The following is a 19,888-nucleotide window of genomic DNA, read 5'->3' on the forward strand; positions in this document are numbered from 1 at the left end:
GGCGTCCATCACTCCCGCGTCAGCGCAAAGCTCTTTCGTATGCCGCCGGTCGCCGAAGGCGCGACCCACAGATCGAACTCGCCGGGTTCGACGGTCGGCTTCATGTCGCGGCCGATGAACTGCAGGTCTTCCGCACCGAGCGTGAACTCGACCACCTTCGATGCGCCGGGCTCGATGCGCACCTTGCGAAAGTTCTTGAGCTCGCGCACGGGCCGCGTCACGCTTGCGGCGCGCTCGGCGGTGTACAGCTGTACCACTTCCTCGGCCTCGCGCTGGCCGGTGTTGGTCACGGTCGCTCGCACACGCAGGGTGCTGCCAAGCGGCAACCTGTCGCGGCTGAGTTCAACGCCGTCGTAGCGCACCGGTGCATAGCCGATGCCGTACCCGAAGGGATAGAGCGCCTGGTTCGTGGTGTCCACGTACCGGGTCTTGAAAGCCATGGCCTGGTCGTTGTCGGGCAACGGGCGGCCGGTGCGCTTCTGGCCATAATAGAAGGGCACCTGCCCCGAGGTTTGCGGAAAGCTCACCGGCAGCCGGCCCGACGGATTGAAGTCGCCGAACACCACGTCGGCAATGGCGGCCCCGGTTTGCACGCCCAGAAACCAGGTGACCAAGATCGCGTCGGCATTGCGCACCGCGCCTCGCAACGCCATCGCACGGCCGTTGCTCAGCAGCACGACCACGGGCTTGCCGGTTGCGGCCACCGCTTCGGCCAACTCTTGCTGCGCCTGGGGAAGGCCGATGTCGGTGCGCGAGCGGGCCTCGCCTGACATGAGCTGACCTTCGCCGACGGCGAGCACGACCACGTCGGCATTGCGTGCCGCCGCCACCGCGGCCTCGATGCCGCCTGCCAGCGGCGAGTCGATGCCCGAGCCGCGCACCACCGTCAATGCTGCGGGGTCGCGCAGCGCGGCACGCAGGCCGTCTTCGATGCCCACGGGGGCCGATTGCCCCGGGAACAGGCTCCAGGCGCCAAGCAGGTCTTGCGTGCCGGAGGCGAAGGGGCCGATCAGCGCAATCTTCTTGCCGGACTTGGGCAGCGGCAGCACTGCACGTTCGTTTCTCAGCATCACGATGGAACGGCGCGCGTCCTCGCGGGCCAGCGCAATGTGCGCGGGGTTTTCGGGGCGGGCCTGCGCCGGTGGGCCGTCGAGTCCCCGAAAGGGCTGGTCGAACAGGCCGAGCTTCTGCTTGACCCACAGCACGCGGCGCACCGCATCGTCCAGTCGCGCCATCGGCACTTCGCCCGAGGCCACGAGCTCGGGCAGGTAGCGCATGTAGAGGCCGCTCTGCATGCTGACATCGGTGCCGGCCAGGAACGACTGCTTGGCTGCCTCCCGCCCGTTGGCAGCGTAGCCGTGGGCAATCAGCTCCTCGTCGGCGGTGTAGTCTGAAACCACGAAGCCCTTGAACTTCCACTCGTCGCGCAGCACGCCCGTCAGCAGCGCGGGATTGGCAATCGACGGAATGCCGGAGATTTCGTTGAACGCGCTCATCACCGAGAGTGCGCCCGCGTCCAGCGCGGCGCGGAATGGCGGCAGGTACACCTGGCGCAGCGTGCGTTCGGAAATATCGGTGGCTGCGTAGTCGAGCCCGCCCTCGGCGGCGCCGTAGGCCGCAAAGTGCTTGGGCGTGGCCAGCAATGCATCGGCGCGCGAGAGGTCGCTGCCCTGGAAGCCGCGCACGCGCGCGGCCGCGAACAGGTTGGCCAGGTACACGTCTTCGCCCGCGCCCTCGATGCCGCGGCCCCAGCGTGCATCGCGGGCAATGTCCACCATGGGCGCAAAGGTCCAGCGGAAGCCGTCGGCACTGGCTTCCACCGCCGCCGCGCGCGCGGTGCGCTCGGCCAGTTCGGGCTCCCAGCTGGCGGCCTCTGCCAGCGGCATGGGGAAGATGGTGCGAAAGCCGTGGATCACGTCGGCGCCGTAGAGCAGCGGAATGCCCAGGCGCGATTCGCGCACGGCCACCTCTTGCAGTACGCGCTTGCGCTCCAGTCCCTGGTTGTTGAAAAGGCCTGTGAGCCGACCGGCGCGCACGTCGTCGATCTCTTGCTGCGCATTGCGCTGGCCAGCTTGCGGGTTGCCGGGAATGTTGGTGTCGGCGGGGCCGTAGAGGCTGAGCTGGCCCACTTTTTCCTCGACCGTCATGCGGGCGACGAGCGAATCGATACGAGCGTCCACGCCTTGCAGGCCCTCGGTGGTGGCCGGGGCGGCATGGGAGGCGGGGGAGGAAAGAAAACAGGCCAGGCCCAGCAGGGCCGCCATGGCGGGGGTTCGAACGTGCATGGCCCGCCATTCTCACGCCAAAGCCTGACCGCACGGCATGGTCGGTCTTTTGGAGCTGTTACACCCGGTTTAACAGCGGCTGTCCCTCGGTCCATCGGCGCAGGTTGTCCAGGAAGATGGCGGCCACCCGCATCTCATTGCCGTCGGAGTGGCCCGCGGTGTGCGGCGTGACGATCACATTGGGCATGTCCCACAGGGGCGATTCGGCCGGCAGCGGCTCGTGGGCGAACACGTCGAGGTAGGCGCCGGCCAGTGCACCGCGCCGCAATGCGTCGATGAGCGGGGGTTCTTCCGCCACTTCGCCGCGCGCTACGTTCACCAGGCGCACGCCGGCGGGCAAGCGCGCGAGCGCGGCCGCATCGATGAGCCCGCGCGTGCGCTCGGTCAACGGGCAGCACAGCACGAGCCAGTCGGCCCGCGGCAGTACCTCACCGATGCGCTCGTAGCTCACCGTTTCGGATGCGGGCGGCTCGGCCGCGCCGTCGGTGCTTCGAACGGCGACCACGTGCAGGCCCAGTGCCGCAAGCAGCGAGGCCATGCCTCGGCCAATGGGGCCCCAGCCGACGATGACTGCGGTCTGCCCCGCAAGGTCGCGCGGCAGCCCGCTGCCCACGAGCGGCGCCCAGCTCCGGTTGCGCTGCGCCGCCAGCAGCTGCGGAAAGCAGCGTGCCAGCATCAGCACGCCAGCCAGCGCGGTCTGCACCACCACACCTGCGTTGGCGCCGGACGATGTCGTCACGGCTACGCCGCGCGCAATGAGGTCGCCATACACCGGTCGGTCAGCGCCCGACGAATGGGCATGCACCCATTTCAACGAAGGCGCGCTGCGCAGCGCATCGTGAAAGCGCTGGGTGTGCGGCAGCACCGCGTGCTTGGTCGAAAGGCCGGTGACGTCGCGCGAGACGAAGGCCACATCGGCATCGTCGCCAATGTTTGCCAGCACATACGGCTTGCCGCCGAGTGCCGCCTGCAGGCCGCCCCCGGCATGGCGCGCAGCCTCGGGCGACATGAGAATGCGCAGCGGCTGCATCGGTGTCTTCACGTGCGAGGCCGGGTCACTCGGCCGTGGCGCCCGATTCGCGCACGATGAGCTTCCACTTCTCGTACTCGCGCCGCGTGAACTGCCCAAACTGCGCGGGTGTACCTCCAACCGGGTCGGCACCCTCGCGCACCATCTGTGCGCTCAGCGATGGCAGCGTGTCGTTTACGGCTTTGTTGAGCAGCGCAATCACGGGCTCGGGCGTTCCCTTGGGCGCGAAGAATCCGAACCACGAGCCCGCAGAAAAATCCGGAAAGCCTTTCTCGGCCACCGTGGGCACATCGGGCAGCGAGCGCGAGCGCTGCAGGCTGCTGACTGCAATGGCGCGAAGCTTGCCGCCCTTGATGTGGGAGATGACCGAGGGAATGGTCGCGAACATGAACTGCACCCGGCCTGCGATCAGGTCGTTCAGCGCATTGGCGCCCTTGTAGGGTATGTGCAGCGTCTCGGCGCCGATGCGCTTGCTGAGCATGAAGCTCGACAGGTGCGACGACGTGCCCACGCCCGTGGAGCCGTAGTTCAGCTTATTGGGGTTGGCCTTGGCGTAGGCGATGAATTCTTCCATCGTCTTGGCGGGCACCGCGGGGTTCACCACCAGCACGTTGGGCACGTCGGCAATCTGCACCACCGGCACCAGGTCGGTGAGCGGGTCGTAGGGCAGGTTCTTGTAGAGCGTCTGGTTCACGGCCATGGGGCCGACCGAATTGACGATGAGCGTGTAGCCGTCCGCCGGTGCGCGCACCACGAATTCGGTGCCGATGTTGCCTCCACCGCCGGGCTTGTTGTCGATGACGAAGGGCTGGCCGAGCTTCTCGGACATCTGCTGCGTGACCGCACGCGCCAGGATGTCGGTGGTGCCGCCGGCGGTGAAGGCCACGACCACGCGAACCGGCTTAGAGGGGTACGCCGCCTGCGCTTCGGCACGGTGCGCCGTGACCAGGCCGCCGGTGAACAGGGCCAGTGCCGCAATGCCCGCGAGACTGCGGCACCGCAGGGCGATTGAATCAACGGATGATGAAAGCTTGTCTCGTGTCATTTTCTAGTTCCTCTGATGGGATGGTTTGATGCGCGGGGGCCGTCAGTCGCGAAAGCCCGGGTCCATGCGGTCCAGCTTGCGCAGCAGCGCGGGCCATTCCATAAGCCCGTAGGGGCGGCGCGTCCCGGGCTGGTAGTTGTTCCAGGTTTCTTCCAGGATGTGCTGCGGCACCTTCATCAAGGGCGTGTTGCACGACATGGCACCGATCTGCGCGCGGCAGGCCAGTTCGAGCCGGTGCATCCAGTTGAAGGCCTCGCCCACGCTGCGGCCCACCACCAGCGCGCCGTGGTTGCGGAAGATCACTGCTTCGCCCTGGCCCAGGTCGGCCAGCAGCGACGCCTGTTCCTCGGTGTTGAGCACCACGCCCTGGTAGTCGTGATAGCCGATCTTCAGGAAGCGCATGGCGGTCTGCGTGAGCGGCAGCAGGCCGCATTCGAGCGAGGACACCGCCATCGACGCCCAGCTGTGCGTGTGGATCACGCACGCCACGTCGGGCCGCGCGGCATGCACCGCGCTGTGGATCACGTAGCCGGCCTTGTTGATGCCGTAGTCCAGCTCGCCGAAGTCTGGCTTCGAGAGGATGTTGCCGTCCTGGTCGACCTTGATGAGGCTCGACGCGGTGATCTCCTCGTACATCATTCCGTAGGGGTTGATGAGAAAGGCGCCTTTCTCGCCCGGCACGTGCGAGGAGATGTGGTTGGCCATCATGTCCGACATGCCGTACAGGTCGACGAGGCGGTAGCAGGCCGCAAGGTCGACGCGGGCCTGCCACTCGGCTTCGGAGCAACGGCCCTTCATGGAAGGAATGTGGAGTACGCCGGGTGTGTTCATCGTGGTGTTTTCCTTTCGGAGGCTTCGATACAGAAGGAGCTCAGTCGCCGCCCAGCTGCAAGCGGCTGGGCAGGCGTTTTTCAATCGCGAACTTCAGCAGCGCCGCCGAGCGGAAGATGCCGTGCGCGAACTTGCCGTAGGGCAGCGTCAGGAAGAGCGCCATGACCACGCCCAGGTGCACCGCGAGCAGCAGCGCCATGAAGGCGGTGTCGCGCCAGGCGAGCAGCGCAAGGCCCGTCAGGCTGGTGAGCAGCAGCAGCGCGATGAAGCCGCGGTCCATCGGCCGCTGCGCAATGTCGCCGTGCGCGGCATTGCGCCGCAGGTTCATCCACAGCAGCCCGACCGGGCCGACCACCAGGCCGATGCCGCCGGCAGTGCCCAGCAGCACCGGCAGGCTGGTGAGCGCATAGGGCGCTTGCAGGCCGAGAAGGTAGTGGTACAGCGTTGCAACGCAGGTGGAGGCAAAGCACAGCACGAAGCCGTAGAAGGTGAAGTGGTGAAAGCGCCTGCGCCAGAGCGTGAAGCGGTCGTCCTCGTTGTTGCAGCCCTGGCCGTGGCCGCCGTCCAGGTACTTGAGTCGCAGCACGTCGTGCGCCGCCTCGGCGCTTGCCGCGGCGCGCACGCCGGCCACTTCGGCGGGCGCGCCTTCCTGTGCCGGCGACACCTCGCGCCAGAACCGGCGCGTGCCCATTCCCAGCGCGAACACCACCAGGCCGAACACCGCGCCGAACACCAGCGCCAGGAAGTTGTGCGGAAAGATCGCGTAGAAATTGCCCGCGAGCGGCTCATGCAGCAGCGATCCCGTCATTGCCACGGCCAACACAAGGAACAGCGCGAGGCCGGCGGCCAGTGCGAGCGCCACGGTCAAGCCGGCCTTCTTGTAGAGCGCGCCCATCGCGGGCGGCCACGCATAGTCGTGGTACGTCTGCATGCGCACCTGCGCCATGGCTTGCGGCACGTTCACCGCGAACTCGTGCGGCGGCGCATATTGGCAGGCATGCAGGCAGGAGCCGCAGTTGTGGCACAGGTTGGCAAGGTAGTGCGTGTCGGCCTTGCCGAAATCGAGCCGCCGCGTCATTGCGGGAAACACGGCGCAAAAGCCTTCGCAATAGCGGCAGGCATTGCAGATCTGCAGGATGCGCGCCACCTCGCCCTCGCTCGCAGTCAGGGGCAGGGCGGGGCGAATCGGAATCACGCGCGGCGAGGCGCTGCCGATGCCGTCTGCATCCGCACGGGCGCGCGCGACGAGGTCAGTGAGCTGCTGCAAGGGCGGCCTCCGGGGAATTCTTCGAAAGGTTCTTTGCCGCGTGCGCAGCCTGCGTGCCGGCGATGCGGCCGAAGGCCGTGCCGATGCTCATGCCCACGCCGGCCGTGTAGCCCTTCCCCAGCACGTTGCCGGCCATCATTTCTCCGGCCACGAAGAGGTTGGCGCTGGGCCGGCCGCCGAAGCGCACTGCGGCCGTCTCGTCCACCTTCAGGCCGAGATAGGTGAAGGTGATGCCGGGCCGCACGGGGTAGGCGTAGAAGGGTGCCGTGTCCAGCGGGCGCGCCCAGTGGGTCTTTGCGGGCGCGATGCCTTCGGTATGACAGTCGTCCAGGGCGGTGTGGTCGAAGTGGCCGACGCGGCAGGCAGCGTTGTAGTCCTGCACGGTGCGCTCGAACGCGGCTTCGTCCAGGCCGATCTTCCGCGCGAGTTCGCCGAGCGTGTTTGCCTGCGTGCCGGTGAACACCGGCGGCATGAAGCGGCCGACGGCCTTCTGGTCGATGACCGACCAGGCGATCTGCCCCGGTTGCTGCGCCACCAGCCGCCCCCAGATCGCATAGCGCTTGGGCCAGAAGTCTTCGCCCTCGTCGTAGAAGCGCTGCGCCTCGCGGTTGACCACCACGCCGAGCGACACGCAGTCGATGCGCGTGCAGATGCCGCCGTCGTACAGCGGCGCGCGCGCATCGATGGCCACCATGTGTCCCTGCGACGGATCGCCGATGCTGTCGGCGCCCGCTTCGATCATGTGCTTGAGCAGCACGCCCTGGTTGAAGCGCGTGCCGCGGATCAGGAAGTTGTCGGCCGGCCACTCGCCGCGCTCGTTCTGGCCCCAGGCTTCGCGCAGCCATTCGCGGTTCGACTCGAAGCCGCCCGAGGCCAGCACGCAGCTCCTGGCTTCGATGCGTTCCCCGGCTTCGGTGCGCACGGCCACGAAGCGGTCGCCGTCGAGTTCCACCGAGGCCACGGGCGTGTCGTAGCGGATCTGCACGCCCAGCTTTTGGGCGCTGCGGAAATAGGCGTTCACCAGCGCCTTGCCGCCGCCCATGAAGAAGGCATTGGTGCGCGCCACGTGCAGCGCACCCGAAAGCGGCGGCTGAAAGTGCACGCCGTGGCTGCGCATCCAGTCGCGGCAGTTGGAAGAGGCGCGAATCACCAGGCGCGCCAGGTGCTCGTCGGTGAGGCCGCCGGTCACCTTCAGCAGGTCTTGCCAGTACTCCTCTTCAGGGTAGGCGTCGATCAGCACGTCCTGCGGCGCGTCGTGCATGCAGCGCAGGTTGCGGGTGTGCTGCGAGTTGCCGCCGCGCCACTCCTTGGGCGAGGCTTCGAGCAGCAGCACCGAAGCGCCGGCCTCGCGCGCCATCAGCGCGGCGCACAGCGCGGCATTGCCGCCGCCGACGACCAGAACATCTATCACTCGTGGGTCTCCTTGCAATGCAGGAGACTTTAGGGAGCTGGGCCTTCACGCGAAAGGCCGAAAGAGGCAACGGGTGTTCAGTTTTCGAGAAGACTGGCGCCGGTCCAGCGGCCTTCGCGCACCAGGGCGCGGGCGGTGTCCGCAAGCACCACCCGGGCGGCGAGTGCGGCGGGCGAAAGCTCGTCGTCAGAGAGGCTGACGAGCAGGTTGCGGCGGCCCACATGCGCATCGCTGATCTGCGTGAGCTGCAGGTCGTCGCGGTCGTGCCGGGCCGTGGCGGCGCCGGGTTGAATGGTCGCGCCGTGGCCTGCGCGCACCGCGTCCATCAGCAGTGCGAGGCCGTCCACCTCGGCGACGATGCGCGGCGAAATGCGGGCGCGCGCAAACGCCGCCATCAGCGTGGCGCGCAAGCCGTGGCTGCCGCTGGGCAGGATGAGTGGCACATCGGCCAGTTGCGACAGGCGCACCTTGGTGCCCGTGGGGCGCCCGTCCAGCGTCGGCGATGCGATCACGAACAGCTTTTCAGCCAGCAGCGGCAGCACGCTCCAGCGCCGCGGCGTGTCGGTCTGGAACAGCACGGCCAGGTCGAGCTGGCGTGCATGCAGCATCGTCGTGAGGTGGCCCGACAGCGCCTCGACCATGTGCAGCCGCACCTCGGGGTAGCGCTCCTGCATGGCGCGCATCAGCGGCACGCCGAGCACCGTGGCCGTGGTGGGCGCCAGGCCCACGCTCACGTGGCCCGAGAGGCGCGCCTGCTGCGCCGCGCGCACGGCGTCGTCGGCATGCCGCAGCGTGAGCTGCGCCTGGTGCAAGAAGGCCAGGCCGGCATCGGTGGGCGTGACGCCGGTCGAGCTGCGCTGCAGCAGCCGCGTCGAAAGCTCGCTCTCGAGCCGGCTGATCTGCTGGCTCAGCGCCGACGTGACCACGCCCAACTCGACGGCCGCGCGGCCCATGCTGCGGAGTTCGCAGACCTTGACGAAGTAACGCAGTTGCCTCAGTTCCATGCCCGCATCATCGCGCAGGCACGGCCTCCGGTTGCCGCTTGCGCAGCAGCAACCAGCCGAACAGCGGGGCGGTGATGTACATCACCACCGAATAGATCGCGGCCGGCAGCGCGAGCTGAAAGCTGCCCAGCACGCTCACCGCGATGAAGATGGCCAGGGTGGAGTTGTGGATGCCGATCTCGTAGCTGATGGCGGTGGCAAGCGCCTTGTCCAGGCCCGCGGCCCGGCTCAGGTAATAGCCCGCCAGCAGGCTCAGCAGGTTGAACAGCAGCACCGGCAGGCCGATTTCGGCGAAGGTGGCCGTGATGGTCTTCCATTCGTTCGCAATGGCCAGCACCGTGACCACCGCGAGCACCACGGCGCTGAAGATCTTGGTCGGCTTTTCCATGCGCGCCGCGAAGCCGGGCTTGCGCGAGGCCACGAACATGCCGATGGCCACCGGCACCAGCACGATGGCGATCACCTCCACCAGCTTGCGCGTTTGCAGCGGCACCACCTGGCCGCCTTGCGCAAAGTGCCCGATGGCCCAGTTGGCGATAAGCGGCAACGTGACGATCGACAGCAGCGTGTTCACCGCCGTGAGCGAGATGTTCATGGCCACGTTGCCACCGAACAGGTGCGAGAACAGGTTGGCCGAAATGCCGCCCGGCGAAGCCGCGAGCAGCATGAGCCCGATGGCGAACACCGGCGACAGACCGAAGCCGACGATGATGGCGTAGCAGGCCAGCGGCAGGCCGACGACCTGCAGCACGAGCGCAATGGTCACCGCCTTGGGGTGCTTGAAAAGCCGTCGAAAGTCTTCCAGCGAGAGCGAAAGCCCGAGCCCGAACATCACCAGCGCCAGTGCGCCGAACAGAAACCGGGTCACGATGAGCGTAGCGTCCATGCCTTGTTGTCTCCTCTTTCTGGTTCTTCTAAAAAAATGGCTGCCGGCACCTGTCGCGCAGGCACTGGCAGCCGTGCAAACCGGAATCGGCGCGTCTTATTGCTTGTAGCTGTCGTCGATGCGGTCGAGCTTGCGAATGAGCGAAGGCCAGACGAACTGCCCGCCCAGGCCGCCCGTCTGCACCTTCATCGCCTGGCCCACGCCTTCGACGATCTTCGGGTTCACCTGCGTGAGTTCGCCGCCGCCCGACTGCGCTGCAATCTGGATCTGGCAAGTGTTCTCGAAGGTGTACATCGAAAGGAACGCGTCTGCAATGGTCTTGCCGCAAGTCAGCAGGCCGTGGTTGCGCAGCATCAGGAAATTGGCATTGCCCATGTCGGCCTGCAGGCGCGGCTTTTCGTCGTCGCGGAAGGCCACGCCTTCGTAGTCGTGATAGGCGAGAGAGGCCAGCACGAAGGTCGATTGCTGGCTGATGGGCAGCACGCCGTTTTTCTGCGCGCTCACGGCGATGCCGGCCTTGGTGTGGGTGTGCAGCACGCACTGGATGTCTTCGCGCGCGGCATGCACGGCGCTGTGGATCACGAAGCCGGCCGGGTTGACGGGGTAGGGCGACTCGATGATCTTGTTGCACTGCTGGTCGACCTTGACCAGGCTGGACGCGGTGATCTCGTCGAACATCAGGCCGTAGGGGTTGATGAGGAAGTGGTGCTCGGGCCCGGGAATGCGCGCGCTGATGTGCGTGAACACCAGGTCGCTCCAGCCGTAGAGCGCCACCAGTCGGTAGCAGGCGGCAAGGTCGACGCGCAGCTGCCACTCTTCGGCGGACACGAGCTTCTGGATTTCGGATTGGGAGTTTGCGTTCATGGGGGTTTCCTTTGTCGGGTGTCAGGCGGCGGCCGGCTCTTGCATCGCGGCCTTGTAGATGCTCTGCTTGGGTTGCGCCATCAGGCGCTGCAGCATGGGTTCGAATTCGCTGATGGGCAGCGTCTCGGCCTTGGGGTCGAAGGCCGGGTTGTCGTACAGCGCGCAGAACTCGGCCGTGCGCTCGTAGTGCGGGTGGCTCCTGAAGTTGTTGCGCATGTCGCGGTCCAGGCCGATGTGGTGAAAGAAGTAGTGGCCCTGGAAGATGCCGTGGTGCTGCACCATCCAGTGGTTGGCCTCGCTCACGAAGGGCTTCAGGATTGCGGCCGCGATATCGGGGTGGTTGAAGCTGCCGAGCGTGTCGCCAATGTCGTGCAGCAGCGCGCACACCACGTATTCCTCGTCGCGGCCGTCGCGCAGCGCGCGGGTCGCGGTTTGCAGCGAATGGGTGTAGCGGTCGACCGGAAAGCCGCCGTAGTCGCCTTCGAGGATCTGCAGGTGCCTGATCACGCGCGCGGGCAGGCCGCCTGCAAATTGCCTGAACTCGCCGCCGATCAGTTGCCAGTCTTCGCGCGTGCTCTGCTGCATGCTGGTGAAACTCGCCCGTTCGCTCATCTTGTGGTCTCCATTCTTGTGGGGTGCCGGCCACTGTAGACCCGTGCTTGACGTGCAACTGTCAAGGATTTGACAATGCAGGGGTCTGGAAAACCCCCGATGCCCGCTCCCAAGCCGCGCCTTTCCGCTTCGCACCTGGCTGCGATGGAGCGCAATCCGTGGTTCACGAGCATTCCGCGGCCGCAGCGCGAGGCCCTGCTTGGCGCGGCCGAACTCATTCATTTGCGGCGCGGTGCCATGGTGTTTCGCCAGGGCGATCCGGTGCATGCGGCAGGCGGCGGCTTCTATGGCCTGGTGGCCGGCACCATCAAGATATCGTCGCTGCGGCAGGACGGGCGCGAGGCCATCCTTGCGGTGCTCGAGGCCGGCAACTGGTTTGGCGAGATCACGCTGCTCGACGGCTCGCCGCGCACGCACGATGCCACTGCGCTGGAGCCGCTCGATCTGCTGGTGGTGCCGCCCGAGGCTTTCGCCCAGCAGATGCGCGACGTTGTCTTTGCCAACGCCATTGCCATGATGCTGGCCGCAAGGGTGCGCATGCTCTACGGGCTGACCGAAGATGCCACGCTGCGCAGCCTGCGCGCACGCGTGGCGCACCGCCTGCTGGTGCTGGCGCGCGGCGATGCCACGCAATCGGTGCAATTGCGCCGCACGCTGATGCTGCCGCAGGAAGCGCTGGCCATGATGCTCGGCGTCACGCGCCAGACGCTCTCGAAGGAGCTCAACGCGCTGGCGCGCGACGAGGTGATTTCGCTGAGCTACGGGCGCATCGAGCTTCTTTCGGTCGATGCGCTGCAGGCGCTGGTGCGCAGCGGCTAGCCCGGCGCATTCAGCGCGTGTTCAGGCGTATTCAGCGCAAGACGCGGCCGTCCGCCGAGATGCTGATCAGGTCGATGTTTCGCGAGGGATCGCGCAGGCCGGGCCGCAAGTTGATGCGGAAGCCGCCCACGTCGTAGTCGGTCATGGCCGTCATCACGCGCTGCAGGCTGGCAGTGGTGAAGCTGCGTCCCGCGCGCCGCACCGCTTCGCCCACCACCTTGGCGGCAATGAACCCTTCCAGGCCTTCGTACGAAGGCGTCTGGTCGGAGTTGTCGACGGCGGCGCGGTATTCCTTGACGATGGGAATGGCCGAAGGCCGGGGCGACGGCACCACCTGCGAGATGACGATGCCGCCGATGTCCTTGCCGAGTTCGGCGTAGAGCGGATCGATGCCCACGATCGAGAACGCCATGAAGCTGCCCGTGTAGCCGCTCTTGCGCAGCTTGCGGATGGCGTTGGCCGTGGTGCCCGAGAGCGACACCAGCACGATGGCCTGGGGCGTCTGCTGCAGCACGGTCTTGAGCGCTGCGTCGAGCTTGTCGCCACCCATGGGAACCATGGCCGTGGCCACCAGCGGCGGCACCTTGAGCTCGGTGACGGCCTGCTGCACGGCGGCCAGGCCCGCGCGGCCCATGGCGTCGTCGTCGCCCACCAGCGCGATGCGCGTCTGCCCCACAGTGGCGCACTGGCGCACGATCTTCAGGGCTTCGTCGATCATGCCGGGGCGCACGTGAAACACATTGGGATGGCTCGCCTCGCGCAGCGAATCGGCTGCGGCAAAGGGCGCGAACAGCAAGTTGCCCTGCTGCGCGGCAACACTGGCGCCGGCATCGCTGCTTGCGGTGCCCACAAAGCCGAACAGCATGTCGGCCTTGTCCGCGCCCAGCAGCGTGCGGGCGTTGGCTGCGGCACGGGTGGCGTCGTAGCCGTCGTCGAGTTGCAGCAGCTTGAGCTGGAGCCCGCTGGCCGCGTTGCGCTCGTTGAACTCGCCCACGGCCAGCCGGCTGCCGGCCGCAAAGGCCAGGCCGATCTCGCCGGCCGCGCCCGTCAGCGGCACCGACTGGCCCAGCAGCACGACACGCGCGCCGGCGGGCGCCTTGGTGGATTGCGAGAGCGCGGGGAGAGAAAGGCCGCCGCCCAGCAGCAGTGCGCCGGACGTCTTCAGTACTTGCCTGCGAGAGCTGTTCATTTGCCACCCTTTGTCAAAACTAGTAAAAAAGTGTAGCAATTTCGGTGCCTGCCGGGAAGGGAGCTGACCCGCGGTGAAGCCGGCATTCACCTGGGCGATCTGCTTGCGATACTCCAGCTCCAGGGGTTCATTCCCTTTTCCGTTCATCAGACGCATTACGTTTCCCCTGCCGTGGACAAAGCCTACAAATCAATCTGGGTTGCGCAAGTGAAGGCCGACATGCGCGGGCATCTTCCTTCGTTCCGCAGCGTCACGGTGCCGAAGGAGCACCCGGATCGTGGAATCTTCGTCGGCACGATGTTGTACCGAAACGCAGTGCGACCCGGCCTGGTGGTTTGGCTCGAATGGCAGCCGGGGCAGGGCGTGGAGCGCTGCTTCAATGTGCGCCTGGGATGGAGTCCATCGGTAGAGCGGCTTCCGTGTCTTCAGGGGCACGATCGAAGAATTTATTCGCTTCGGGGGCCGGATCCGATGTTTGAAGCCGCGGCTCTCGATCTGGAGCAGATAGAAGGCAAGTCCGCGATCGGCCACATGCCGATTGCCAGCCCTTGGGACCAGTTGCTGGCTGTCAAGGCGACTGCTCCGAAGGCGCAGATGGATGCAGCCATTAAGAAAGCCTATGGCGAGTCGCTTGCGCTCAGCGAGGAGGAGAGGGCGGTTGCAGTGTCCCGCGCGGTCACCAACGCGTTCGATCGTGTGCAGGCGGTGCTGCCGCGGTTCCTGTCAGCCGCGGCAATCGGAGAAAGTGCCGCCTGAGACCTGAGACCTGAGACCTGAGACCTGAGACCTGAGACCTGAGACCTGAGACCTGAGACCTGAGAGTTGGGTTCCCGGCAACGCCTCAGGCGCGCCGGAAGACCAGGTCCCATACGCCGTGGCCCAGCTTGAGGCCGCGGTTCTCGAACTTGGTCAGCGGCCGGTACTCCGGCTTGGGCGCATAGGCGTCGGCCGTGTTGCGCAGCAGAGGTTCCGCCGAGAGCACTTCGAGCATCTGCTCGGCGTAAGGCTGCCAGTCGGTGGCGCAATGGATGTAGCCGCCCGGGCGCAGGTGCTCGGCAAGTTTCTTCACGAACTCGGGCTGGATCAGCCGGCGCTTGTTGTGGCGCTTCTTGTGCCACGGGTCGGGAAAGAACACATGCACGCCGGCCAGTGAATCGGGCTGCAGCATGTGGTCGAGCACGTCGACCGCGTCGTGCGCGCAAATGCGGATGTTGCTGATCGACTGCTCGCCGATGCGCTTGAGCAGTGCGCCCACGCCGGGCTCATGCACTTCGCAGCAAAGAAAGTTGGTCTCGGGCATCACCGTGGCAATGTGCGCGGTGGCTTCGCCCATGCCGAAGCCGATTTCGAGCACTGTAGGCGCGGCGCGGCCGCCGAAGGCCGCGGTCAGGTCGAGCGGCTCGGGCTTGTAGGGCAAGAGGAAGAGCGGGCCCAGCTCGGCAAAGGCGCGGGCCTGGCCTTCGGTGGTGCGGCCGGCGCGCTTCACGAAGCTCTTGAGGCGACGGTGCAGCGGATGCGGTTGGTCGGCCGCGTCGTCGCTCGGCGGGGAATCGTTGGGCACGGTGTCGGGAAAGGTCATTACGGGCGGGAATTGTAGAGACCGCTCCATTCGGGCACCCAACCGGCCAGTGCCGCGGCGCATGAGCTGCCCCGCGCCGCGCCCAGGCCGAGCACGCGCGCGGCGGCGCCGAGCGAGGCCAGCGCGGCCTCGGGCGTGCCGGTGTCGATGGGGGTGGCGCCGTTCTGCTTGGAGAGCTTGTCGCCGTCGGCGCCGCGCACCAAAGGGGTATGCAGGTAACTTGGCGTGGGCATGCCGAGCGCGCGTTGCAGCAGGATCTGGCGCGCGGTGTTGTCCGCCAGGTCTTCGCCGCGCACCACGTCGGTCACGCCTTGCTCCGCGTCGTCGACCACCACCGCCAGTTGATAGGCCCACGGGCCGTCGGCGCGGCGCAGCACGAAGTCGCCGACCTCGCGGCTGACGTGCTGGCACTGGCGGCCGAGGCGGCGGTCGGTCCAGCAGAGCTCGCCCGACGGAAGCGCCGGTTGTTGGGCTTCGAATTTTTCCGTGGCAAAGCGCCACGCCCGCGCGGGCTTGCCGTGCAGGCCATTGCGGCAAGTACCGGGATAGACCCGCTCTCCATGTCGCGTGTGCGGCCGGCCGAGCCGGACCAGCGCCTCGTCGATGTCCTTGCGCGAACAGCCGCAGGGATAGGCGAGGCCGAGGGCCTGCAGCCGGGCAAGCGCCGCTTCGTAATGCGCGGTGCGCTGCGTCTGCCACACCGGCGCTTCGTCCGGCAGCAGGGCGCAGTCGGCCAGTTGCCGAAGGATGTGCTCGCCCATGCCGGGCAGGCAGCGCTCGGTGTCCGCGTCTTCGATGCGGATCAGCCAGCGCGCCTGCGGTCCGCGGGCGCGCACGTCGAGCCAGCTTGCGAGCGCGGCAACCAGCGAGCCGGCGTGCAGCGGGCCGGTGGGCGAGGGCGCGAAACGGCCGGTCTCACGCATCCGCGGATCAGATCACTGCAAGCGCCAGCGAGAGGCCCGAGAGGAAAGCGTCTTCCACCCGGTGGCCGGTGCACCAGTCGCCGGCCACGCCGATGCGGGCCTTGGCGTCCCACAGGTGGCTCTTGCCCACGGGGACTTGCGTCTGGGCTTCGGTCCAGCAGCGTGCCTGGGCATGCGTGGGCGCGGCATGGATGCCGGTGATTTCGGAGAAGGCGCGCAGCAGCTTGGCTTCGACGCGAGCGGCATCGTCGCGCAGGTGTTCTTGCGACCAGGTGGCGCTGGCCTGCAGCGTCCAGCGCTCGACGCGTTCGCGTCCGGGCTTGGACGACTCGCGCGCGAGCCACGCCACGCGGTGATGCGTGCTGCGCGCCGCATTCCATTGCGGGCCGAGGTGCGACATGTTGGCCTGGTTGGCCTGCGGAAAGGCGATCATCAGCGTCCAGCAGGGCGCGATGCGCACGGGCTCGATCTTCTGGCTGATGCTGGCCGAGAGCTTGCCGTCGCCCAAGAGCGCACGCGTGCGCGAGGGCGGCACTGCCAGCAGCACGGCATCGAAGCCCGAGTACACATGCTGCGAATCGTCCGCGCCTGCGGTGCGCAGTTGCCAGCGCTTCGGATCGAGCGCGTCGGGTTCGATCTGCGTGACCTGCGTGCCGGTCACGAGGTTGCCGCCCAGCGGCGCGGCCCAGTAGGCCACCAGCGCATCCATGCCGGGCTGGGCGACCCAGTGCGATTCGCGGCCCGGCAATGCCGCCTCGGCCACACGGCCGTGCGCGTCGAGCACGCGCACGAGGTTGGCGCTCCAGGGGCGGCAAAGGCTGGGCGTGGCTTCGAGTGCCAGCGCAAAGCGGGCGTCGCGCACGGTGAAATATTGGGCGCCGCTGTCGAAGCGGCCGAAGGCGGTGTCGATGCTCGCCATGCGCCCGCCGGGCGCGGCCTCGCGTTCGAAGACAGTGACCTTGTGGCCGGCCTGCACCAGTGTGCGTGCGCAGGCCACGCCGGCAATGCCGGCGCCCACGACGGCGTAGTGGCGCGGGGCGGCGGGGGTTCGGTGGCGGTCGGTGGCCTTTGCCTTCTTGGCAGTTGCGCGAGTGGTCATGAGGGACTCTTTTCTTGTGTACGGGAAACGATGGATGTGGTCGCACTCTACAACGGTCTGGGAGCGGGGCCTCCGACCAGGCGGCCTTAGCGGCCGCGGTGCCGCTCGAGCAGCGCGCGCCGCGTGGCCTCGTGGTCGAACTGCGCTAGCCACCATTCGAGCGCGCGCCCCGGCCCGCCCGCGCTGCGCACGCGCCAGGCGCAATGCATGGTCGCGAGCGGCGGCTGGCGTTCGGTTTTTCGCTCGACGAGGTGTCCGGCTTCGATGTAGGGACGCGCCATGGGCTCGGGCAGAAAGCCGCCGCCCAGGCCGTGCAGTTGCGCGTTGAGCTTGGCATGCATGCTCGGCACCGTGAGCACGTCTTGTCCGCCGACCAGGTTGACCGTCATGCTGGGCCCGCTGCGCACCGAGTCGGCAGCGGCCACTGCACGGTGCTGGCGCAGCACCGCATCGGTCAATGGCTCGGGCAGGCGCGCAAGCGGATGGTGGGGCGCCACGGCATACACAAAGCACAGCTCGCCGATCGGCCGGCTGCGGATGCCGGTGGCGGTGAAGGCGAGGCTTGCCGCGTCGAGCACGGCACCGATGGCGAGGTCGGCCTCGCCGCTGGTCAATGCCTCGATGGTGCCGAGCAGCGTTTCATCGCGCAGCTTGAGCCGCGTGGGCGGATTCAGCGCGAAGAAGGCGGTGGCCAGGTCGAGCAGCGGATCGCGTGCAATCACGCTGTCGACCGCGATGGTGAGCATCGGCTCCCAGCCGGTGGCAACGCGCTTCACGCGGTTGGCCACGGCATCGATCTCGCCGAGCAGCCGCGCCGCCTCGCGCAGCAGTTCGGCGCCCGCTTCGGTGATGCGAGCCTGGCGCGCGCTGCGGTCGAACAGCAGTACGTCCAGCGCGTCTTCGATCTGGCGCACGCGGTAGCTGAGCGCGCTGGGCACCAGGTTGAGCGCGCGCGCCGCGCCCGCAAAGCTGCCGGTGCTTGCCACGGTCTGCAGCATGGCGAGCGCGTCGGGGGTCAATACGTCTCTGGCGCTGGGCATTTCGGGTCCGTCGAGTGCTCGGTCGATTGATCAAATAATTTGAATGATGCCATCAAAACCGGGCGCTTTTGAGGGAGGGGTGCGGACCTAAAGTTCTTCACATCCGCTGCGCATCCGGCGCGGCATACGAAAGAAGGCCCGAGCATCCCCGACGGGAAGGGCCGCAGGAGTTTGACGATGTTGCAAGTCCGTAAATCACAGGAACGCGGTTATGCCGACCATGGCTGGCTGCGCTCGTTCCACAGCTTTTCTTTTGCCGGCTACTACGACCCGGCCCACATGGGCTTCGGCAACCTGCGGGTGATCAACGAAGACCGCGTGGCCGCCGGTGCCGGCTTTGGCACCCACGGCCACAAGGACATGGAAATCATCAGCTACGTGCTCTCGGGTGAACTGGCGCACAAGGACAGCATGGGCAACGTGGAATCGATTCCGCCGGGCGACGTGCAGCGCATGAGCGCGGGCCGCGGCGTAATGCACAGCGAGTTCAACCACAAGGCCGACGAGACCACGCACTTCCTGCAGATCTGGATCGAGCCGAACGTGCGCGGCATTGCGCCCGGCTACGAGCAGAAGAAGTTCAGCAATGACGAAAAGCGCGGCAAGCTGCGCCTGGTGGCATCGCCCGACGGTGCCGATGGCTCAGTGACGGTGCACGCCGATGCGCGCCTGTTCGCCGGCCTTCTGGATGGCGACGAAAAAGCCAGCCTGTCGCTCGATCCGCAGCGCAAGAGCTATGTGCACCTGGTGCGCGGCGAGCTCGACGTCAACGGCCAGAAGCTGTCGGGCGGCGACGCCGCGATGCTGCAAGGCGAATCGCAACTGACGCTTGGCGCCGGCAAGGATGCCGAAGTGCTGGTGTTCGACCTGGCCGCCTGAGCAGGCGCTTTCTTCAATTCTTGTTTTCCGTTTCTCTCAACTTTCAACAACCGAGGAGTTTCATCATGACAACCACTGCAATCAACGCAACCGCCACATCCAACCCTACCGCCGCGCAAGACACGCTGGCACTTGTAGGCCGCGTGCTGCTGGCGCTGCTTTTCGTGCCCGCTGGCTTCAGCAAGCTCATGGGCTTTGCGGGCACGGTGGGGTACATCTCGTCCGTCGGCGCGCCGCTGCCTCAGGTTGCGGCAGTCATCGCAATCGTCGTGGAGCTGGGCCTTGGCCTGATGCTGCTCGTCGGCTTCAAGACCCGCCTTGCGGCCGTGGTGCTGGCGGTGTTCACCGTGGCAGCATCGGTGCTGTTCCACAATTACTGGAGCATGCCTGCGGACAAGGCCTTCGTGAACCAGTTGATGTTCTTCAAGAACATTGCCATTTCTGGCGGTTTGCTCGCCTTCGTTGCCTTCGGTGCCGGCCGTTTCAGCATCGACAGGAAGTAAGCAGGCTTTCGCCTTTGCTCGTTCGCATCAACGACCCTCGCCATCACTTCAGGAGAATCAACCCATGCCAAATATCGTTGTCGTCTTTCATTCCGGCTACGGCCACACCCAGCGCATCGCCCAGGCGGTTGCCGAGGGAGCCAGCGCGCAGCTGCTTGCCATTGATGCGGACGGCAACCTGCCTGAAGGCGGTTGGGAAACGCTGGCCGCGGCGGACGCCATCGTCATGGGCTCGCCGACCTACATGGGCGGCGTGAGCTGGCAGTTCAAGAAGTTTGCCGATGCGTCGTCGAAGGTGTGGTTCACGCAGGGCTGGAAAGACAAGCTCTTTGCGGGCTTCACCAACAGCGCCACCATGAACGGCGACAAGGTCACGACCATGGCCTACCTATGGACGCTCGCGATGCAGCACAGCGGCATCTGGGTGAGCATGGGCATCCTGCCGACCAACAACAAGGCCGCCACGCGCGATTCGATGAACTACGTGGGCGGCTATGGCGGCCTGCTCACGCAGTCGCCTTCTGACGCGAGCCCGGCCGAGATGTTCAAGGGCGACTTCGATACGGCCCGGGCGTTTGGAGAACGCGTCGCCGAAGTGGCAAGATCGCGCGGGTAAAAACCC

Annotated in this window: 20 protein-coding genes; 5 read left to right on the forward strand and 15 right to left on the reverse strand. The window is 66.8% G+C overall.

The features are described from left to right. Nucleotides 1–8: 8 nt before the first annotated feature. The 10 genes from V9K97_RS10135 to V9K97_RS10180 all read right to left on the reverse strand — a co-directional run bounded on the left by V9K97_RS10135 (nucleotide 9) and on the right by V9K97_RS10180 (nucleotide 11,235). On the reverse strand, nucleotides 9–2,285 hold the full coding sequence (locus tag V9K97_RS10135) for a glycoside hydrolase family 3 N-terminal domain-containing protein (protein WP_337317828.1): 2,277 nt from the start codon (nucleotides 2,283–2,285) through the stop codon (nucleotides 9–11). Between the two features lie 58 nt (nucleotides 2,286–2,343). Further along, nucleotides 2,344–3,294 carry a D-2-hydroxyacid dehydrogenase gene (locus V9K97_RS10140; RefSeq protein WP_443303064.1) on the reverse strand — a complete coding sequence of 317 codons (951 nt, stop codon included), beginning with the start codon at nucleotides 3,292–3,294 and terminating at the stop codon, nucleotides 2,344–2,346. A 46-nt stretch (nucleotides 3,295–3,340) separates the two neighbouring features. Continuing rightward, a complete protein-coding gene (locus V9K97_RS10145; protein ID WP_337317832.1) occupies nucleotides 3,341–4,360 on the reverse strand; it encodes a Bug family tripartite tricarboxylate transporter substrate binding protein in 1,020 nt (339 codons plus the stop codon). A 42-nt stretch (nucleotides 4,361–4,402) separates the two neighbouring features. After that, nucleotides 4,403–5,191, reverse strand: coding sequence for a class II aldolase/adducin family protein (locus V9K97_RS10150; protein ID WP_337317834.1), 789 nt, complete (start codon nucleotides 5,189–5,191; stop codon nucleotides 4,403–4,405). Between the two features lie 40 nt (nucleotides 5,192–5,231). Next, nucleotides 5,232–6,458, reverse strand: coding sequence for a tricarballylate utilization 4Fe-4S protein TcuB (gene tcuB / locus V9K97_RS10155; RefSeq protein WP_337317835.1), 1,227 nt, complete (start codon nucleotides 6,456–6,458; stop codon nucleotides 5,232–5,234). Beyond that, nucleotides 6,442–7,869 (reverse strand): FAD-dependent tricarballylate dehydrogenase TcuA, encoded by a 1,428-nt coding sequence (gene tcuA, locus V9K97_RS10160; RefSeq protein ID WP_337317837.1) that lies wholly within the window; start codon nucleotides 7,867–7,869, stop codon nucleotides 6,442–6,444. The genes tcuB and tcuA overlap by 17 nt, the downstream gene beginning before the upstream one ends. 77 nt (nucleotides 7,870–7,946) lie before the next feature. Further along, complete coding sequence (locus tag V9K97_RS10165; protein WP_337317839.1) at nucleotides 7,947–8,873, reverse strand: LysR family transcriptional regulator; 927 nt, start codon at nucleotides 8,871–8,873, stop codon at nucleotides 7,947–7,949. A gap of 7 nt (nucleotides 8,874–8,880) precedes the next feature. Beyond that, nucleotides 8,881–9,759 carry a bile acid:sodium symporter family protein gene (locus V9K97_RS10170; protein WP_337317841.1) on the reverse strand — a complete coding sequence of 293 codons (879 nt, stop codon included), beginning with the start codon at nucleotides 9,757–9,759 and terminating at the stop codon, nucleotides 8,881–8,883. Nucleotides 9,760–9,855: 96 nt separating this feature from the next. Beyond that, a complete protein-coding gene (locus V9K97_RS10175; RefSeq protein ID WP_157614430.1) occupies nucleotides 9,856–10,623 on the reverse strand; it encodes a class II aldolase/adducin family protein in 768 nt (255 codons plus the stop codon). A 21-nt stretch (nucleotides 10,624–10,644) separates the two neighbouring features. Beyond that, on the reverse strand, nucleotides 10,645–11,235 hold the full coding sequence (locus V9K97_RS10180) for an HD domain-containing protein (protein ID WP_337317842.1): 591 nt from the start codon (nucleotides 11,233–11,235) through the stop codon (nucleotides 10,645–10,647). Nucleotides 11,236–11,334: 99 nt separating this feature from the next. Between V9K97_RS10180 and V9K97_RS10185 the strand changes: the two genes are divergently transcribed. Continuing rightward, nucleotides 11,335–12,054, forward strand: coding sequence for a Crp/Fnr family transcriptional regulator (locus tag V9K97_RS10185; protein WP_258507067.1), 720 nt, complete (start codon nucleotides 11,335–11,337; stop codon nucleotides 12,052–12,054). 31 nt (nucleotides 12,055–12,085) lie between these two features. Here the strand turns inward: V9K97_RS10185 and V9K97_RS10190 are convergent, their stop codons facing one another. Continuing rightward, nucleotides 12,086–13,243, reverse strand: coding sequence for an ABC transporter substrate-binding protein (locus V9K97_RS10190; RefSeq protein WP_337317844.1), 1,158 nt, complete (start codon nucleotides 13,241–13,243; stop codon nucleotides 12,086–12,088). A 171-nt stretch (nucleotides 13,244–13,414) separates the two neighbouring features. Between V9K97_RS10190 and V9K97_RS10195 the strand changes: the two genes are divergently transcribed. Continuing rightward, a complete protein-coding gene (locus V9K97_RS10195) occupies nucleotides 13,415–13,999 on the forward strand; it encodes a hypothetical protein (RefSeq protein ID WP_337317846.1) in 585 nt (194 codons plus the stop codon). A gap of 85 nt (nucleotides 14,000–14,084) precedes the next feature. Here V9K97_RS10195 and trmB read toward each other — a convergent pair whose 3' ends face one another. The 4 genes from trmB to V9K97_RS10215 all read right to left on the reverse strand — a co-directional run bounded on the left by trmB (nucleotide 14,085) and on the right by V9K97_RS10215 (nucleotide 17,884). Next, complete coding sequence (gene trmB, locus V9K97_RS10200) at nucleotides 14,085–14,822, reverse strand: tRNA (guanosine(46)-N7)-methyltransferase TrmB (RefSeq protein ID WP_258507045.1); 738 nt, start codon at nucleotides 14,820–14,822, stop codon at nucleotides 14,085–14,087. Then, nucleotides 14,822–15,745 carry a tRNA glutamyl-Q(34) synthetase GluQRS gene (gene gluQRS, locus V9K97_RS10205; RefSeq protein WP_337317847.1) on the reverse strand — a complete coding sequence of 308 codons (924 nt, stop codon included), beginning with the start codon at nucleotides 15,743–15,745 and terminating at the stop codon, nucleotides 14,822–14,824. The genes trmB and gluQRS overlap by 1 nt, the downstream gene beginning before the upstream one ends. 7 nt (nucleotides 15,746–15,752) lie before the next feature. Next, nucleotides 15,753–16,844, reverse strand: coding sequence for an NAD(P)/FAD-dependent oxidoreductase (locus V9K97_RS10210; protein WP_258507022.1), 1,092 nt, complete (start codon nucleotides 16,842–16,844; stop codon nucleotides 15,753–15,755). An 86-nt stretch (nucleotides 16,845–16,930) separates the two neighbouring features. Further along, on the reverse strand, nucleotides 16,931–17,884 hold the full coding sequence (locus V9K97_RS10215; protein WP_126749998.1) for a LysR family transcriptional regulator: 954 nt from the start codon (nucleotides 17,882–17,884) through the stop codon (nucleotides 16,931–16,933). 177 nt (nucleotides 17,885–18,061) lie between these two features. Between V9K97_RS10215 and V9K97_RS10220 the strand changes: the two genes are divergently transcribed. The 3 genes from V9K97_RS10220 to V9K97_RS10230 all read left to right on the forward strand — a co-directional run bounded on the left by V9K97_RS10220 (nucleotide 18,062) and on the right by V9K97_RS10230 (nucleotide 19,882). Continuing rightward, the gene (locus V9K97_RS10220; RefSeq protein ID WP_337317850.1) at nucleotides 18,062–18,763 is read left to right on the forward strand and encodes a pirin family protein; all 702 of its coding nucleotides are present in this window, start codon (nucleotides 18,062–18,064) and stop codon (nucleotides 18,761–18,763) included. A gap of 65 nt (nucleotides 18,764–18,828) precedes the next feature. After that, on the forward strand, nucleotides 18,829–19,266 hold the full coding sequence (locus V9K97_RS10225; protein WP_258507019.1) for a DoxX family protein: 438 nt from the start codon (nucleotides 18,829–18,831) through the stop codon (nucleotides 19,264–19,266). A 64-nt stretch (nucleotides 19,267–19,330) separates the two neighbouring features. After that, nucleotides 19,331–19,882 carry a flavodoxin family protein gene (locus tag V9K97_RS10230; protein ID WP_337317852.1) on the forward strand — a complete coding sequence of 184 codons (552 nt, stop codon included), beginning with the start codon at nucleotides 19,331–19,333 and terminating at the stop codon, nucleotides 19,880–19,882. The last annotated feature ends 6 nt before the right edge of the window (nucleotides 19,883–19,888 follow it).

This window comes from Variovorax sp. CCNWLW186 (assembly GCF_037203865.1).
Classification (GTDB): Bacteria; Pseudomonadota; Gammaproteobacteria; order Burkholderiales; family Burkholderiaceae_C; genus Variovorax.

Bases quoted from the DNA above. Each gene is read 5' to 3' on its own strand.
- V9K97_RS10135 (WP_337317828.1), bottom strand. From the start codon at position 2,285: ATGCACGTTCGAACCCCCGCCATGGCGGCCCTGCTGGGCCTGGCCTGT.
- V9K97_RS10140 (WP_443303064.1), bottom strand. From the start codon at position 3,294: ATGTCGCCCGAGGCTGCGCGCCATGCCGGGGGCGGCCTGCAGGCGGCA.
- V9K97_RS10145 (WP_337317832.1), bottom strand. From the start codon at position 4,360: ATGACACGAGACAAGCTTTCATCATCCGTTGATTCAATCGCCCTGCGG.
- V9K97_RS10150 (WP_337317834.1), bottom strand. From the start codon at position 5,191: ATGAACACACCCGGCGTACTCCACATTCCTTCCATGAAGGGCCGTTGC.
- V9K97_RS10165 (WP_337317839.1), bottom strand. From the start codon at position 8,873: ATGGAACTGAGGCAACTGCGTTACTTCGTCAAGGTCTGCGAACTCCGC.
- V9K97_RS10170 (WP_337317841.1), bottom strand. From the start codon at position 9,759: ATGGACGCTACGCTCATCGTGACCCGGTTTCTGTTCGGCGCACTGGCG.
- V9K97_RS10175 (WP_157614430.1), bottom strand. From the start codon at position 10,623: ATGAACGCAAACTCCCAATCCGAAATCCAGAAGCTCGTGTCCGCCGAA.
- V9K97_RS10180 (WP_337317842.1), bottom strand. From the start codon at position 11,235: ATGAGCGAACGGGCGAGTTTCACCAGCATGCAGCAGAGCACGCGCGAA.
- V9K97_RS10185 (WP_258507067.1), top strand. From the start codon at position 11,335: ATGCCCGCTCCCAAGCCGCGCCTTTCCGCTTCGCACCTGGCTGCGATG.
- V9K97_RS10190 (WP_337317844.1), bottom strand. From the start codon at position 13,243: ATGAACAGCTCTCGCAGGCAAGTACTGAAGACGTCCGGCGCACTGCTG.
- trmB (WP_258507045.1), bottom strand. From the start codon at position 14,822: ATGACCTTTCCCGACACCGTGCCCAACGATTCCCCGCCGAGCGACGAC.
- gluQRS (WP_337317847.1), bottom strand. From the start codon at position 15,745: ATGCGTGAGACCGGCCGTTTCGCGCCCTCGCCCACCGGCCCGCTGCAC.
- V9K97_RS10210 (WP_258507022.1), bottom strand. From the start codon at position 16,844: ATGACCACTCGCGCAACTGCCAAGAAGGCAAAGGCCACCGACCGCCAC.
- V9K97_RS10215 (WP_126749998.1), bottom strand. From the start codon at position 17,884: ATGCCCAGCGCCAGAGACGTATTGACCCCCGACGCGCTCGCCATGCTG.
- V9K97_RS10220 (WP_337317850.1), top strand. From the start codon at position 18,062: ATGTTGCAAGTCCGTAAATCACAGGAACGCGGTTATGCCGACCATGGC.
- V9K97_RS10225 (WP_258507019.1), top strand. From the start codon at position 18,829: ATGACAACCACTGCAATCAACGCAACCGCCACATCCAACCCTACCGCC.
- V9K97_RS10230 (WP_337317852.1), top strand. From the start codon at position 19,331: ATGCCAAATATCGTTGTCGTCTTTCATTCCGGCTACGGCCACACCCAG.